Here is a 15,685-nt window from a genome sequence, read left to right as displayed (position 1 = left end):
GCCATTTGCCTTTGTAGCTGCCATGCCCTTCGAGCGCCCGCCCACCATCGACCCTGTTGCCGCCGCCCATTGGCAGGCCACTGCGCCTGCGTTGTCGCCCTGGCTGCATGAGGAGGTGGCACGCCGCATGGAGCAGCGCCTGCAGTGGATTCGCATTCCTCCCCAGGCCTGGTGTCATTGGGATCCGGTGCGCGGTGGCTTGCAGGCACACGCCCTGGTGCGCGCGCGCTACCCGCAGGCGCTGTGCCACGTTGTCGAGACCGCGCCGCACCTGCAGCCCGTGGCTGCCAATGCGCTGGCGCCTGCATGGTGGTCGGCTTCCCGGTGGATAGGTGCGGGTGTGCGCTTTGAGGCGCCTGCGCCCGGATCGGTGCAGATGCTCTGGGCCAACATGGCGCTGCACATGGCAGCCGACCCACAGGCGCTGATTGCGCAGTGGCAAAAGGCCCTGAGCGTGGACGGCTACCTGATGTTTTCGTGCCTGGGTCCGGACACCCTGCGTGAGCTGCGCGCGCTCTACGCGGCCATGGACTGGCCCCTGCCTGGCCACGCCTTCACCGACATGCACGATTGGGGTGACATGCTGATCGAGGCGGGCTTTGCCGAGCCGGTGATGGACATGGAGCGCATCACCCTGACTTTTCCCAGCGCGCCGCGCCTGCTGCAAGAACTGCGCGAGTTGGGCCGCAACCTGCATCCGGCGCGCTTTGCGGGGCTGCGTGGGCGGCGCTGGAAGGCGGGCCTGGAGCAGGCCTTGACCGAGCGGCTGGCGGCGCCGGAGCATGGAGGTCAACTGGCGCTGACCTTTGAAATCGTCTATGGCCATGCCTACAAACCCACGCCCCGGGTGCCCGTGGCGGGGGAAAGTGCCGTGTCCTTGCAGGACATGCGCGCCATGCTGCGCGGCAATCAACGCCGCTGAGCATCATCGGCCAAGTGCCGGTTATCTCGTCAATGACGTAGCGCAAAAACACTGCCCACAAAGGCAGTAATTACGTGAACGTCTGATTTATCTCAATACCGCTACAATGGTTTCGCAGCCCTCGGGCCGCGTTTCGACTGCCTGTGGGCGGTGCGTTGGTGCGCTGGGTGCGTGGCCCTGCAGTGCAAGGCGCCAGCCCCTGGGCGACGGTGAGGGAGACGACTCGAACGATGAGGCACAACAAAGTGAAAACCATGATGCGCATTCCCCACATGCTGGCCAGCGCCCTGTGCTGGGTCGGCGCCTGGGCCACCACGGCAGCGCATGCCGCGCAGGATCTGCCCGGCGGCCCGGCGGTCAACCAGCTCAACCTGCACCCACCCGCCACGCGCATTGCGCAAGAGCAGCACTGGCTCCACTGGATGATGCTCATCATCTGCACGGTGATCTTCGTGGCCGTGTTCTCGGTGATGTTCTATTCGATCTGGAAGCATCGCAAGTCCCAGGGGGCAAAGGCAGCCCATTTCCATGAGTCGGTCACCGTCGAGGTGATCTGGACGGTGATCCCCTTCATCATCGTGATCCTGATGGCACTGCCCGCCACCAAGGTGCTGGTGGCCCAGAAGGACACCACCAATGCCGATATCACCATCAAGACCACGGGCTACCAGTGGAAGTGGGGTTACGACTACCTCAAGGGCGAAGGCGAGGGCATTGCCTTCCTGTCCACGCTGGACAGCAGCCACCGCGCCATGTCCAACAGCGGCGACGTGTCCCAGGCGCCTGCCGACTACCTGCTGAAGGTGGACAACCCCATGGTGGTGCCCGTGGGCCAGAAGATCCGCATCATCACCACGGCCAATGACGTGATCCACGCCTGGATGGTTCCGGCCTTCGGTGTGAAGCAGGACGCGATCCCGGGCTTTGTGCGCGACACCTGGTTCCGCGCCGAGAAGGTGGGCGACTACTACGGCCAATGCGCCGAGCTGTGCGGCAAGGAGCACGCGTACATGCCCATCCATGTCAAGGTGGTGTCCGCTCAGGACTACTCCGCCTGGGTGGCAGAGCAAAAGAAGAAGGCAGCAGCGCTGCTCGACGACCCCAAGCGCGTGTGGGTGCTCGACGACATCGTGGCGCGCGGTGAAAAGGTGTACGCCGCCAACTGCGCCGCCTGCCACCAGGCCAGCGGTCAGGGTGCGGGTGCGATCAAGGCGCTGGATGGTTCGGCCATCGTCAAGGACCAGGATGCTGCGCGCCAGATCCAGGTCTTGCTGCAGGGAGCGGCCAATGGGGCCATGCCTTCCTGGAAGCAGCTCAGCGATACCGACCTGGCGGCCGTGATCAGCTATACCAAGAATGCCTGGTCCAACAAGACCGGCCAGCTCGTGCAGCCGGCCGACGTCGTGGCCCAGCGCGGCAAGTGAACCGTGCCTGAGTGCACTGAGGAATCCCACCCATGAGCGCAGTTCTTGACCATTCCGCACACGCTGCAGGCGCCGCGCACGGCGCGCACGATCACCATCACCACGGACCCACAGGCTGGCGCCGCTGGGTTTATGCCACCAACCACAAGGACATCGGCACGCTGTACCTGCTGTTCTCCTTCACCATGCTGATGGTGGGCGGGGTGCTGGCGTTGCTGATCCGTGCCGAGCTGTTCCAGCCCGGCCTGCAGCTCGTGAACCCCGAGCTGTTCAACCAGCTCACCACCATGCACGGCCTGATCATGGTGTTTGGCGCCATCATGCCGGCCTTCGTGGGCTTCGCAAACTGGATGGTGCCGCTGCAGATCGGCGCGTCCGACATGGCCTTCGCGCGCATGAACAACTTCAGCTTCTGGCTGATGATCCCGGCTGCGCTGCTGCTGGTGGGCTCGTTCTTCATGCCCGGCGGCGCGCCCGCCGCCGGTTGGACGCTGTATGCGCCGCTGACGTTGCAGATGGGCCCCTCGATGGACGCCGGCATCTTTGCCATGCACATCCTCGGTGCCTCGTCCATCATGGGCTCGATCAACATCATCGTGACCATCCTGAACATGCGCGCGCCCGGCATGACGCTGATGAAGATGCCGATGTTCTGCTGGACCTGGCTGATCACCGCCTACCTGCTGATCGCCGTGATGCCTGTGCTGGCCGGCGCCATCACCATGACGCTGACCGACCGCCACTTCGGCACCAGCTTCTTCAACCCCGCGGGGGGCGGTGACCCGGTGATGTACCAGCACATCTTCTGGTTCTTCGGGCACCCCGAGGTGTACATCATGATCCTGCCGGCTTTCGGCATCATCAGCCAGATCGTGCCTGCCTTCAGCCGCAAGAAGCTGTTCGGCTATGCCTCCATGGTGTACGCCACCTCGTCCATCGCCATCCTGTCGTTCATCGTGTGGGCGCACCACATGTTCACCACGGGCATGCCGGTGACGGGCCAGTTGTTCTTCATGTACGCCACCATGCTGATCTCGGTGCCCACGGCGGTGAAGATCTTCAACTGGGTGGCCACCATGTGGCGTGGTTCCATGACCTTCGAGACGCCCATGCTGTTTTCGGTAGGCTTCATCTTCGTGTTCACCATTGGTGGCTTCACGGGCCTGATTCTGGCCATGGCGCCCATCGACATCCAGTTGCAGGACACCTATTACGTGGTGGCGCACTTCCACTACGTGCTTGTGGCCGGCTCGCTGTTTGCGCTGTTTGCGGGCGTGTATTTCTGGCTGCCCAAGTGGACCGGAGTGATGTATTCCGAACTGCGCGGCAAGATCCACTTCTGGACCTCACTGGTGTTCTTCAACATCACCTTCTTCCCCATGCACTTCCTGGGGCTGGCGGGCATGCCACGCCGCTATGCGGACTACCCCATGCAGTTTGCCGACTTCAATGCCGTTGCGTCCATCGGCGCGCTGGGTTTTGGTCTGGCGCAGGTGTACTTCTTTGTCGCCGTGGTCTGGCCCTGCATGCGCGGGCAGGGGTCCAAGGCTCCCGCCAAGCCCTGGGATGGTGCCGAGGGCCTGGAGTGGGAGCTGCCTTCGCCTGCACCTCTGCACACCTTCGAGACCCCGCCGAAGCTGGACGCAACGGCCACGCGCATCATTGGCTGAGGAGACTGCCATGCCTACTGCTGCACAACGCAAGGCCAATGCCCGCACTGCGTGGGGGCTGGTGGCGCTTGCCGCCACCTTTCTTGCAGGTTTCGTCGGCAAGATTTTGTGGCTGAACGCCTGAGGCGACCGTCATGACAGCGCGCAGCGCCAACACCCAGATGCTCGGCAAGCTTGCCGTCATTGCCGTGGGCATGTTTGCGTTTGGCTATGCCTTGGTCCCTATTTACGAGCGCATTTGTGAGCTGACGGGTATCAATATCCTGGCCTTGTCCGAGCGCCAGGTACCGGGCAATGGCGCGGCAGGGCGTGATGTGCCGGCGCCCAGGAACACCCAGGTGGATCGCAGCCGCACCATCACGGTGGAGTTCGATGCCAATGCCCGTGGTCCCTGGAAGTTCTGGCCCGCGCAGCGCTCGCTGCAGGTGCACCCTGGCGAGCTGACCACGGTGATGTACGAGTTCCAGAATGTGCAGAACCGGCGTATGGCAGCGCAGGCCATTCCCAGCTACGCCCCCAGCCAGGCGGCAGCGCATTTCAACAAGCTGGAATGCTTCTGCTTTGACCAGTACACCTTGGAGCCTGGCGAGAAGAAGCAATGGCCAGTGGCCTTTGTGATCGACCCGCGCATTTCGCGTGATGTCACCACCATCACGCTGTCCTATACCTTTTTCGAGGTGGGTGGGCGTACGCCTCCCGCACCCGTCACCCCTGTGGCGGCAGCCCAGGTGAACCCCAAGGCGGGCACATGAAGCAGGTCACCGAGCCCCGCCCGCCCCAGGCACCGGGCCGCAGTTCGGCGCTGCGCAGCATCCGTGCGGTGGCCTGGTCGCTGATTGGCCTGCGCAAGGGCAGCGAGTACCGTGAGGACTTGCAGCGGATACATCCCCTGCATGTGATTGTGGTGGGCCTGGTGGCCATTTTTGGACTGGTGGCGCTGCTGATGGCCCTGGTCCACTTCATTGTGTGAGTCCCAAAAGAACATATAGATCCAGGAGCAATCGAGATGAGTGCAACCACCCCCAGCAGCACCCCGTACTACTACGTGCCCGCGCAGTCCAGCCACCCCGTCATGGCTGCGGCGGGGCTGTTCTTCGTGATCCTGGGAGCAAGCCAGTGGATCAATGGCATCGACTGGGGCGCCTATGCCCTGGGTTTTGGCCTGCTGTGGTGGCTGGTCGTGCTGTTCCAATGGTTCCGCGATGCCGCCCGCGAGAGCGAGGGAGGCCTGTACGGGCGCAAGATCGACCTCTCCTACCGCTGGGGCATGAGCTGGTTCATCTTCTCGGAAGTGATGTTCTTCGGCGCGTTCTTCACCGCGCTGTGGTGGGCCCGCGCGCACTCGGTGCCTGCGCTGGGCAGCCTGGAAAACGGCATCCTGTGGCCCGACTTCAAGGCCGTGTGGCCCAGCGTGGTGGCGGGCGCCACGGCGTCGCCAGCGGGTATCGTGGAGCCGTTCAAGACCGTGGGGCCGTTCTGGCTGCCGACCATCAACACCGCCTTGCTGCTGAGTTCCGGTGTCACGCTGACCATTGCGCACCATGCGCTGCGTGAGAATCAGCGCGGCAAGACCATCGCCTTCGTGTGGATCACGGTGCTGCTGGGCTTTACCTTCCTGTGTGTGCAAGGCTACGAGTACTACCACCTCTACACCGACCTGAACCTCAAGCTCAACTCGGGCATCTTCGGCTCTACGTTCTTCATGCTCACGGGCTTCCACGGCTTCCACGTTTTCCTGGGCATGTTGATGCTGCTGTTCATCACGCTGCGCCTGCATCAGGGGCATTTCAGCGCAGAGCGGCATTTTGGCTTCGAGGGTGCCGCCTGGTATTGGCACTTTGTCGATGTGGTCTGGCTGGGCTTGTACGTGCTGGTGTACTGGATGTAAGTCGGAGCGCTACGCTGCGGGCAGGCCGGTGGGCTGGATGTAACCCAGCTTCCAGGCCAGCAGCAGGGCGATGAAGAGCGCGATCGACAGTCCCACGCGCCAGGCCAGCATACGGGCCATGCGTCGGCCATTGTCTTCACTGTGGGGGGCAGGCTTGCGGTCGCCGCGCAGCATGAAGAACAATGCAGAGCCCAGGCTGGCAAGAATGGCCAGAAAGGCGAGCAGAACCATGGTTTTCATGGAAAGCGATTATCCCGGGACGGTACAAGGCATGCAGGCACAAGGGCGATTCTGGAGTGTGACCCTGGCTGCGGTGTTGGCCGTGGGGGTGACCGCGTCCCTGGGTCGGTGGCAAATGGACCGGGCTGCCCAGAAGCAGGCCCTGCAGACGGCGGTGGAAACGCGTGCCACCCAGTCACCCCTCACATCCCATGAAGCGGTGCAGGCCTTGCGCCCCGGCACCGAGCAGGCCGCTGACCTGCTGCATCGCACCGTGCACCTGCGTGGACGTTGGTTGGCTGAGCACACGGTGTACCTGGACAACCGCCAGATGAACGGTCGGCCAGGATTCTTTGTGCTGACACCGCTGCAGCTGGAAGGGGCCGCGCACAGCGTGCTGGTGCAGCGTGGCTGGATTGCGCGCAATTTCCAGGACCGCACGGCGCTGGCGAGCGTAGAGACACCGCAAGGCGAGGTCGAGGTGACCGGACGGCTCGCGCTGGGGCCCTCGCGTCTTCTGGAACTGGCTGGTGCCGACAAGGGACCAGGGACTTCGCGCATCCGGCAGAATCTGGAGTTGGCCGCATTTGCGGCAGAAACCGGCCTGGCCCTGGCACCCTTGACGGTGGTGCAGACCCAGGGGCCTGCCGATGGCCTGCTGCGTCAGTGGCCCGCATTCAGCGCCGGGGTGGAGAAGCACCACGGCTACGCTTTCCAATGGTTCGGGCTCAGCGGCCTGATTGCACTGCTTTATGTCTGGTTCCAATTTGTCCGACGCCTCCACCCTCGCAGCCCTCGCACCGCCTGAAGGCGACAAGCCCGAGGCGGCGCGCGCTCGGCGCCGTGCGCGCTGGACTTTGCTGGTGCTGCTGCTGGCTTGTCTGGCGCCGGTGCTGGCGTCGTACTTTGCCTACTACGTGGTGCGGCCGGAAGGGCGGCGCAACTTTGGCAGCCTCATTGATCCGCAGCGTCCCGTCCCCGAAGCGCTGGCCACCAGCACGCTGGATGGCCGTCCCGGCCGGGTGTCCGATCTGCGCCATCAGTGGCTGCTGGTGAGCGTGGGTTCCGGGGCCTGCGATGCAGTCTGCGAAAATCACCTGTATTTGCAGCGCCAGATGCGCGAGGGCCTGGGCCGTGAAAAGGACCGGCTCGACTGGATCTGGCTTGTGACGGATGACGCCCCGGTGCCTGAGGCGCTGCAACCGGCGCTGGCGCAGGCCACGGTGCTGCGGGTGGATGCCCAGGCGCTGGCGCGTTGGCTGGAGCCGGCCCCGGGACATGGATTGAACGAACACCTATACGTTGTGGACCCTATGGGGAACTGGATGATGCGCTTCCCTGCGGCACTGGATGCCGCAGGCGCGGCCAAGGCCAAGCGTGACCTGGAGCGCATGTTGCGCGCTTCTTCATCCTGGGACACTGCAGGACGCATGGAAACCTCTCGATGAACGAAACCCAAGCCTTGTATGACTACGCGCCGCTGCTGCAGCTGATGCTGTTGGGAGCGACCATTGCCCTGGGACCTTTGGCGTGGGTGGCCTGGCGCAGCAGGGGCGGTGCCCGTGGCAAGCGCCTGCAGGCACTCATGGTGCTCACGCTGTTCCTGACCTTTGATCTGGTGATGTTCGGTGCTTTCACGCGCCTGACCGACTCGGGTCTGGGCTGTCCCGATTGGCCGGGCTGCTACGGCAATGCCAGCCCCATCGGTGCACGCGAAGAAATCAGTGCGGCCCAGGATGCCATGCCCACCGGCCCGGTCACGCATGGCAAGGCGTGGGTGGAGATGATCCATCGCTACCTTGCCAGCGCCGTGGGTGTGCTGATCATTGCCATCAATGTGGGCGTGTGGCGCCAGAAGCGCCAGTGGCAGCGCGAGGGACGCACCGGTGATGAACCCCTGCACCCCGGCTGGGCCGTGGCCACTCTGGTGTGGGTCTGCCTGCAGGGGGTGTTTGGCGCCTGGACCGTGACCATGAAGCTGTTCCCCGCCATCGTCACTTTGCACCTGATCGGGGGGCTGGTGCTGTTGGCCTTGTTGTGCGCGCAAGCGGTGCGGCAGGTGCGCACGGTGCAGGGCGTACAACCTGTGCAGCTACCAGTGAACTTGCGCTGGGCCATGGTGGCTGCCCTGGCGCTGGTGTGGATTCAGGTCGCCTTGGGCGGTTGGGTCAGCACCAACTACGCGGTGCTCGCTTGCACCACCTTCCCGACCTGCCAGGGAAGCTGGTGGCCTGCCATGGACTTTGCCCAGGGCTTTGAGATCTGGCGTCCGCTGGGCCTGCTCAAGGATGGAAGCCACATTGGATTTGCGGCGCTCACGGCCATTCACTATGTGCACCGACTGTTCGCCTACCTGGTCCTGGTGGTGCTGGTCGTACTGGGTCTGCGCATGCTGCGTGCAGGGGATTCCACCCATCCCGTGGCAGCGCAGGGACGGTGGTTGCTGGCGCTGGCAGCGTTGCAGCTCGTCACCGGTCTGAGCAACGTGATTCTCGATTGGCCCCTGGCGGCTGCCGTGCTGCACACCGGTGGTGCTGCGGCGCTGGTGGGTGTACTGACCTGGGCGCTGGCGGCCAGCGAGGCCAGCGCATCACAGGCCGTACTGGTGTCATCCAACACGCCCCTGGCGACAGCCAAGGCCAAGGCATGAGCGTGACCGCCGCAGTGTCGCTCCCCTCGCGCCTGGCGCAGTATTACGCGCTGACCAAGCCGCGCGTGGTCCAGCTCATCGTGTTCTGTGCGCTCATCGGCATGGTGCTGGCGGTGCCTGGCGTGCCCACACTCGACCAACTGCTGCGCATGCTGGTGGCCTGCCTGGGAATCTGGCTGGTGGCGGCTGCGGCCGCCGCCTTCAACTGCCTGGTCGAGAAAACCATCGATGCCAAGATGAAGCGCACCGCCTGGCGCCCCACGGCCAAGGGTGAGCTGACCGACATGCAGGCACTGCTGTTTTCTGCGGTGCTGTGCCTGGCGGGTTCGGCCGTTCTGTACGAGGGAGCCAACCCGCTGACCATGTGGCTGACCTTTGCCACGTTTGTGGGTTATGCGGTCATCTACACCCTTCTGCTCAAGCCGCGCACGCCACAGAACATCGTCATCGGGGGGGCTTCGGGCGCCATGCCCCCAGTGCTGGGCTGGGCCGCCATGACCGGCGATGTGGGGCCGCAGGCGCTGATCCTGTTCCTCATCATCTTTTTGTGGACGCCGCCGCACTTCTGGGCGCTGGCCCTGTACCGGGTGGAGGACTATCGCAAGTCCGGCCTTCCCATGCTGCCGGTGACCCATGGCAATGCCTACACGCGCCTGCAGGTGTTCCTGTACACCCTGGTGCTGTTTGCCGCTGCCCTCATGCCTTTTGTGTCCGGCATGAGTTCCTGGATCTACCTGAGCGCCGCTGTGTTGTTGGGCGCAGGTTTCTGTGCCTACGGGTTCGCGCTGTGGCGCAGCTACTCGGATGCACTGGCGCGCCGCACCTTCCGTTTTTCCATCGTCTACCTCAGCCTGCTGTTTGCAGCCCTGCTGGTGGACCACTACCTGCAGTGAGAGCCCCGTTCATGCCCCGTCGAAATGCTATAAAAACGATAGCTGCTTGCGCTTTTTTTGTAAGCGCTGGAGCCATTTTTTCTGCTTGTTCCAAAAGCCAACCGGAGTTTCGTGGCGTGGATCTGTCGCAAATGGACTATGCGCGCGACTTCGCACCGCTCAAGGACCACAACGGCCAGCAGCGGAGCATCAAGGACTTCCAAGGCAAGGTCGTCGTGGTGTTCTTTGGCTACACCCAGTGCCCCGATGTGTGCCCCACCTCCATGCAGGAGATGGCCGAAGTCAAGAAAATGCTCGGTGCCGATGGCGAACGCCTGCAGTCCATCTTTATCACCGTGGATCCCGAGCGCGACACGCCGGAAATGCTCAAAGCCTACATGGCCAACTTCGACCCCAGCTTCCTGGCCCTGGTCGGCAACGCCGAACAGACAGCGGCCTTGGCCAAGGAGTTCAAGATCTATTACAAGAAGGCCGAGGGCAAGACCCCCACAAGCTACACCATGGACCACTCGGCCGGCAGCTACATCTACGACACCCAGGGTCGCCTGCGCGTGTACTACCGCTACGGCAGCGGTGCCGAGGCCCTGGCGCACGATGTGAAGCAGTTGCTCAAGGAAGCCCGTTGAGGCCTGTGGAGTGGGTGCGCTGAAAGCAGCAGGGCTGCACATGGCAGCCCTGGTGTTTCTGGGGGGGGGCAGCAGGCCGTCAGGCGAATTCCGCCAGCGCCTTCTTCATCTTTTTCATGGCCGCTACTTCGATCTGGCGGATGCGCTCGGCGCTCACGCCGTATTCGGCGGCCAGTTCGTGCAGCGTCATGCCACCCGAGCCGTCGTCATTGACGCGCAACCAGCGCTCCTCCACGATGCGGCGGCTGCGCGCATCCAGGCTGTTCAGCGCCGTGGCAATGCCATCGGAGGCCAGCAGGTCGCGCTGGCGCGACTCGATCATGGCGGTGGGTTCGTGCGCCGCATCGGCCAGATAGGCAATGGGGCCATAGGCCTGCTCGCCATCGTCCGACGGGGCAGGGTCCAGCAGCACATCGCCGCCCGACATGCGCGTTTCCATCTCCAGCACTTCTTCGCGCTTGACGTTCAGTTGCGCCGCCACCTGATCGATTTCGCTCTCGGTCAGCGTGTTGCGGTGCGTGTCCAGCGCGTCGGCATCGGCCTTGAAGCCCTGCTTCATCGAGCGCAGGTTGAAAAACAGCTTGCGTTGCGCCTTGGTGGTGGCCACCTTGACCATGCGCCAGTTCTTCAGGATGTACTCGTGGATCTCGGCCCTGATCCAGTGCATGGCATAGCTCACCAGGCGCACGCCCTGGTCGGGGTCAAAGCGCTTGACCGCCTTCATCAGCCCCACATTGCCTTCCTGGATCAGATCGCCCTGTGGCAGTCCGTAGCCCAGGTATTGGCGCGATATGGACACCACCAGGCGCAGATGCGACATCACCAAGCGTCCTGCGGCGTCCACATCATTGCGGTCGCGCAGGGCGCGCGCTGCTTCCTGCTCCTCTTCAGGGGTGAGCAGCGGCAGGCGGTTGACCGCAGAAATGTAGGCGTCCAGATTGCCCAGCGGGGGCACCAGCGCCCAAGGGTTGGCAGGCGCCACAGCGTTCGTCGCAGCGATGGTGGGAAGGGTCATTCGGCTTGTCCTTTCCTTGTATGCCTTCATATTAGCACTCTCTTGGAGGGACTGCTAATTCCGGAGTTCCCCTGGGGTTTGCACAAAATGAGGGGGCGGTCAGGCGCGTTCCTGCGTGGCAGACTTGTGTGGCGAGGTCTCTATCCATGACTCTTTGTTCCGAAACCCTGAGCGCCGTGACCACCACCGTGGGCACGGCAGAGGATGCGCGCCGCCTGGCGCAGGCTGTGCTGGCGCAGCGCTTGGCGGCCTGCGTGCAGATCGAAGCCATCACCTCCCACTACCGCTGGGAGGGCGCGCTGCACGAGGATGGCGAGTGGCGCCTGGTCTGCAAGACCGTTCCCCAGGCGGTGGATGGGCTATGTGCGCTGTTGCAGGCCCAGCACCCCTATACCTTGCCGCAACTGGTGGTGCAGCCCCAGCAGGCCAGCGCAGCGTACGCCGACTGGGTGCGGCAAGAGACGCAGGGGGCTTGGTAGTTTCAGAACCGGTGCTCAGGCCACCAGGTCGATTTGCTGCGTGCTCCCCACGCCGCCGTCTTCACGCAGGTACACGCTGGTGGCGCGCACGGCGCCCAGCGTGCGGTTGTCGGTCGTGCGCAGCGAGAACGGGGTGTCTGCTGCCGCCAGCGCCAAGGCACCCACACCGGCTTCTTGCAGGGTGCGCAGGTGGCCAGGCCCTTCGGCCTCGGGGGTCCACAGGCGCAGTTCGCCATACACGGTGTCGTTGGCATCGATCCAGCCGTTGCCGTCCTCATCGTGTTCGGCCAGTTCGCTGTAGCCGTTGCCCGTGGCGGGGCCGAACAGCTCGCGTCCATCGTCGATGCGCTGGTTCCGGTTGCCGTCCAGCGCCAGGTAGGCGCGCTGGCCCGCCAGCAAAGGCACCTGCTCGGTGTGGCCATCGCCGTCCAGGTCGAAGGCAAAGCGCAGGTCCTGCAACTGCGCGGCCATGCCGTCAAAGTTGATGACCAGCGGATCCACCGGTTGGGCCGCGTTGCCCAGGCGGACCAGCAGGTGCGTTTCCTCGCGGTAGCTGCGCTGCATTTGCAATTGCAGGCTGAAACGGATTTCCTGCCCATCGGCGGTGTGCACCACGCCTTGGGCGGCCCACTGGGTCTGCTCGGTTTCTTCGAGCACGGTGTGCTGTTCGAATTCCAGGCCGAATTCAGGGCGCGGGGATGCAACGGCGGCTGCACGGGGGTCTTGCAGCACCACGGGATCGGCCGCTGGAGCGTCCGCCAGGCGCAATTCCTGCGCGCGGATGCCGGTCATGCGTTCGATCAGGTCGCGCACCATGGCCAGGTGCGGGGTCAGTGCCTTGGCGGGGTCGGCATCCCGCGCCTTGGTGCTGGACGCGGCCTGGGGTGCGGGCGCGTTGTGTGCCACGGCCGCAGCGCTGGCCGCGGCAAGTGCGCGGGCCGACGGCTGACCTGTGACTGCGGCAGCGCGCGCTGGGCGCGGGCCTACCCAGGCTTCCAGCCGGGTGCTCTGCGCCTGCACGCGCGTGGCGCTGTGCTGCACCTGCCACTGCAGGGCAGAGGATGTGACTTTCATGGCCGGACTCCCAGGAGCGGATACCGGCATATCGGCACAACAGCCGCGTTACTTGAGTCCTCGGATCAGCTGTGCTGCGCGCGCACGCGTTGCTCAAACAGCTCCAATGGCTCGGGCCGACCGAACAGGTAACCCTGGAATGCGCGGCAACCATGCTCCATCAGGAAGCGGTGATGCTCGGGCGTTTCCACACCCTCGGCAATCACGCCCAGGCCGAGCATGTTGGCCAGCGCGATGATGGTGTGGGCGATGGCGGCGTCCTTGGGGTCCAGCATCACGTCGTGCACGAAGCCCTGGTCGATCTTGATCTGGTCGAGTGGCAAACGCTTGAGGTAGCTCAGGCTGGAGTATCCGGTGCCGAAGTCGTCGAGCGAGAAACCCAGGCCGTGCCGCTTGAGTGCCTGCATGGTGGCGATGACGCCGGCCACGTCCTGCAGCAGCAGGCTTTCGGTCAGTTCGAGCTTGATGTGCGCCGGGTCGGCCCCGGTGGAGCCGATCAGGTCGAGCACCTGCGCCACGAAGTCTTCCTGGTGGAACTGGCGCGCGCTCACATTGATGGCCAGCGTCAGGTGGGCCAGCCGAGGGTCCGTGCGCCAGCGGGCCTGTTGGCGCAGGGCGGTTTCCATGGCCCAGTAGCCCAGTGGCAGGATGAGGCCGGTGTCCTCGGCCAACGGCACGAAGAGGGCGGGCGAGACCAGTCCCTTTTCAGGGTGCTTCCAGCGCAACAGCACCTCCGCGCCGGTGATCTGTCCTTCGCTGTCCACCTGGGGCTGGTAGAGCAGCAGGAACTGGCCATTGCGCAGGCCGTCGTGCAGCTCGGTTTCGAGCAGGGCGCGCTGGTTCACGGCCTCCTGCATGTCCGGGTCGAAGAAGCGCAGGGTGTTGCGGCCTGCATCCTTGGCGCGGTACATGGCCAGGTCGGCCTGCTTGAGCACCTCGTCCACCGAGGCCTGATGTCGCAGCAGCGTGGCACCGATGCTGGCCGTGAAATGGTGATCCTGCCCGGCCAGGCGGTAGCTCATGCGCAACTGCGTCAGAAGCAGTTCGCCCAGCGTACGCACCTGTGCGGCCGCTTCGGTGGCATCGGGGCTAAGGTTCTGCAGCACCAGCACGAACTCGTCGCCACCGAGCCGCGCCACCGTGTCCTGCTCGCGCAGACAGGCGCGCAGGCGCTGCGCCACTTCGACCAGCAGCAGGTCGCCCACCTCGTGGCCCCGGCTGTCGTTCAGGGTCTTGAAGTTGTCAATGTCCACGAACAGCACGGCCGCATTCAGGCCCGTGCGCGCGCTGCCGGCCATGACCTGCTGCAGCCGGTCGGTCAGCAGCCGTCGGTTGGGCAGGCCGGTGAGGGCATCGTAGAAGGCCAGGTAGCGGGCTTCTTCCTCGGCGGCCTTGCGGGCGGAGATGTCGATGTCGATGCAGAACATCTCGGGGGGCTGCCCCGGTACCGCAATGCGCGTGTGGCTGGAGAACACATCGACGAGCGAGCCATCCTTGCGCCGCAGGCGCAGCTCGCCGGCCGGGATGGGCTGGCCGGTGGCGAACATGCGGGCGACATCCTTGCGTACCGGCTCGCGCATCTCGGTCGGAATGATCAGGTCCAGCAGGTTGCGGCCCAGTGCTTCCTGTTCGGTGTAGCCGTAGAGGGTTTCGGAGGCCTTGTTCCAGTAGGTGGTGCTGCCATCGGCGCGGTAGCCCTGCACCGAGATGGCGGGAATGTCGCGCAGCAGCGAGCGAAAGCGCAGCTCGGATTCGCGCAGCGCGTTCTCGGCCAGCGTGCGCTCGGTGATGTCGCGGGCGAGAAAGAGCACCGTGGCCTGGCCGTTGACCCGTGTGCCCAGGGGGCGCGCCCGGCCTTCGAAATGGCGCGGCCCGGACAGTGTCTCCATCACGTATTCGACGCTTTCGGTCTGGCCGCTGCGCAGCGTGGCCTGGATCAGCTCCATGAAGCGGTCCGCCTGAGCGGCTGGCAGCACCTCATGCAGCCGTTTGCCCAGCAGCACGGGGGCGGGTGCTGCAAGTGCCGACTCTTCAGGTGACAGCACTTCGACATAGCGGCCCTGTGCGTCGAGCACCAGCAGTACATCGGGGATGGCGTAGGCAATCGCGTGCAGGCGCGCTGCGCTTTCTTGCAGCGCCTGCTCGGTGGCCATGCGGTCTTCCACGTCGCGCAGCAGCAACCCGACCAGGGCCGTGGCAGGCGCAGACAGCAGCAGCAGCAGCAGCGTCAGGCGCTGGTTCATCTCCTGCGCCAGGGTGTCTGGCAGCCACTGGGCCATGCCCAGGGCCACGGCGTGCAGCAGCAGGCCGAAGCCGAGCAGCGGCACAGGCCTGACCTGGACGAGTCCCCGCTGCAGGGCCCAGCGGAAGGCCAGACCCAGGGCGGCGGAAAGCACGATCACCGACAGGCCCACCCAGGTTCCGGCGCCGCCGATCCACAGGCGCGCGGTGCCCGCCATGACCACGGCCAAGCCAGCGACCACGGGGCCGCCGAACAGACCCGCCATGCTCAGCACCACGGAGCGCACATCGAAAATCGCACCAGGACCGACCGATACCAACGGGCTGAGCATGCTGATTGCGGCGATGCTGCCGAACAGCAGCCCCGAGGTCAGGCGCCCGGCCGTGGGCTTTTGTCGCCACAGGCGGATATGGCTGGCGTGCAGAAAGCACAGGGTCAGCAGCAGGGCAAGGGCTTTGACCAGTTCGGTGAACATGGGTGCGCGGACCAGTCCACAGGAAGCGTGGACGGATTCCTGGAGCCAAGAAGGCACCATCATGCGGCAATCGCCTGCCCGCGTAAACGGGGAAACCCGCCCCGTGGC

General features: G+C 64.7%; 16 protein-coding genes. 12 read left to right on the top strand and 4 right to left on the bottom strand.

What is annotated here, in order from left to right:
* Positions 1–22: 22 nt before the first annotated feature.
* From GWK50_RS15555 to GWK50_RS15530, 6 genes are all read left to right on the top strand, one after another.
* A complete protein-coding gene (locus GWK50_RS15555; protein ID WP_162017271.1) occupies positions 23–922 on the top strand; it encodes a biotin synthase in 900 nt (299 codons plus the stop codon).
* Positions 923–1,176: 254 nt separating this feature from the next.
* Complete coding sequence (coxB, locus tag GWK50_RS15550) at positions 1,177–2,346, top strand: cytochrome c oxidase subunit II (protein ID WP_162017270.1); 1,170 nt, start codon at positions 1,177–1,179, stop codon at positions 2,344–2,346.
* Between the two features lie 32 nt (positions 2,347–2,378).
* On the top strand, positions 2,379–4,016 hold the full coding sequence (ctaD, locus tag GWK50_RS15545) for a cytochrome c oxidase subunit I (protein WP_162017269.1): 1,638 nt from the start codon (positions 2,379–2,381) through the stop codon (positions 4,014–4,016).
* A gap of 134 nt (positions 4,017–4,150) precedes the next feature.
* Positions 4,151–4,768 carry a cytochrome c oxidase assembly protein gene (locus tag GWK50_RS15540; protein ID WP_162017268.1) on the top strand — a complete coding sequence of 206 codons (618 nt, stop codon included), beginning with the start codon at positions 4,151–4,153 and terminating at the stop codon, positions 4,766–4,768.
* Positions 4,765–4,986, top strand: a complete 222-nt coding sequence (locus GWK50_RS15535; protein WP_162017267.1) for a DUF2970 domain-containing protein — start codon at positions 4,765–4,767, stop codon at positions 4,984–4,986. Before GWK50_RS15540 ends, GWK50_RS15535 begins: the two co-directional genes overlap by 4 nt.
* A gap of 36 nt (positions 4,987–5,022) precedes the next feature.
* A complete protein-coding gene (locus GWK50_RS15530; RefSeq protein ID WP_162017266.1) occupies positions 5,023–5,904 on the top strand; it encodes a cytochrome c oxidase subunit 3 in 882 nt (293 codons plus the stop codon).
* Positions 5,905–5,913: 9 nt separating this feature from the next.
* On the opposite strand, the gene GWK50_RS15525 is transcribed toward GWK50_RS15530, so the two are convergent.
* Complete coding sequence (locus GWK50_RS15525) at positions 5,914–6,144, bottom strand: twin transmembrane helix small protein (RefSeq protein ID WP_162017265.1); 231 nt, start codon at positions 6,142–6,144, stop codon at positions 5,914–5,916.
* Between GWK50_RS15525 and GWK50_RS15520 the strand changes: the two genes are divergently transcribed.
* Genes GWK50_RS15520 through GWK50_RS15500 form a run of 5 tightly spaced genes read left to right on the top strand, consistent with a single transcriptional unit; the run spans position 6,143 to position 10,292 of the window.
* Positions 6,143–6,931, top strand: a complete 789-nt coding sequence (locus GWK50_RS15520) for an SURF1 family protein (RefSeq protein ID WP_242455400.1) — start codon at positions 6,143–6,145, stop codon at positions 6,929–6,931. The two genes, GWK50_RS15525 and GWK50_RS15520, sit on opposite strands and share 2 nt — an antisense overlap.
* Positions 6,876–7,571 carry a hypothetical protein gene (locus GWK50_RS15515; RefSeq protein WP_162017263.1) on the top strand — a complete coding sequence of 232 codons (696 nt, stop codon included), beginning with the start codon at positions 6,876–6,878 and terminating at the stop codon, positions 7,569–7,571. Before GWK50_RS15520 ends, GWK50_RS15515 begins: the two co-directional genes overlap by 56 nt.
* Complete coding sequence (locus tag GWK50_RS15510) at positions 7,568–8,773, top strand: COX15/CtaA family protein (RefSeq protein ID WP_162017262.1); 1,206 nt, start codon at positions 7,568–7,570, stop codon at positions 8,771–8,773. Before GWK50_RS15515 ends, GWK50_RS15510 begins: the two co-directional genes overlap by 4 nt.
* A complete protein-coding gene (cyoE, locus tag GWK50_RS15505; protein ID WP_162017261.1) occupies positions 8,770–9,666 on the top strand; it encodes a heme o synthase in 897 nt (298 codons plus the stop codon). Before GWK50_RS15510 ends, cyoE begins: the two co-directional genes overlap by 4 nt.
* 11 nt (positions 9,667–9,677) lie before the next feature.
* Positions 9,678–10,292 carry an SCO family protein gene (locus GWK50_RS15500; RefSeq protein ID WP_162017260.1) on the top strand — a complete coding sequence of 205 codons (615 nt, stop codon included), beginning with the start codon at positions 9,678–9,680 and terminating at the stop codon, positions 10,290–10,292.
* 79 nt (positions 10,293–10,371) lie between these two features.
* Here the strand turns inward: GWK50_RS15500 and rpoH are convergent, their stop codons facing one another.
* Positions 10,372–11,307 (bottom strand): RNA polymerase sigma factor RpoH, encoded by a 936-nt coding sequence (gene rpoH, locus GWK50_RS15495; RefSeq protein WP_162017259.1) that lies wholly within the window; start codon positions 11,305–11,307, stop codon positions 10,372–10,374.
* A 146-nt stretch (positions 11,308–11,453) separates the two neighbouring features.
* On the opposite strand from rpoH, the gene cutA reads away from it, so the two are divergent.
* A complete protein-coding gene (gene cutA, locus GWK50_RS15490; RefSeq protein ID WP_162017258.1) occupies positions 11,454–11,786 on the top strand; it encodes a divalent-cation tolerance protein CutA in 333 nt (110 codons plus the stop codon).
* A gap of 15 nt (positions 11,787–11,801) precedes the next feature.
* Here the strand turns inward: cutA and GWK50_RS15485 are convergent, their stop codons facing one another.
* A complete protein-coding gene (locus GWK50_RS15485; RefSeq protein ID WP_162017257.1) occupies positions 11,802–12,860 on the bottom strand; it encodes a hypothetical protein in 1,059 nt (352 codons plus the stop codon).
* A gap of 65 nt (positions 12,861–12,925) precedes the next feature.
* Complete coding sequence (locus GWK50_RS15480) at positions 12,926–15,577, bottom strand: EAL domain-containing protein (RefSeq protein WP_162017256.1); 2,652 nt, start codon at positions 15,575–15,577, stop codon at positions 12,926–12,928.
* Positions 15,578–15,685: the final 108 nt, after the last annotated feature.

The organism is Acidovorax sp. 210-6 (assembly GCF_010020825.1).
In the GTDB taxonomy this organism is placed as follows: Bacteria; Pseudomonadota; Gammaproteobacteria; order Burkholderiales; family Burkholderiaceae_C; genus Simplicispira; species Simplicispira sedimenti.
This window is presented reverse-complemented; position numbering and strand designations above follow the sequence as displayed.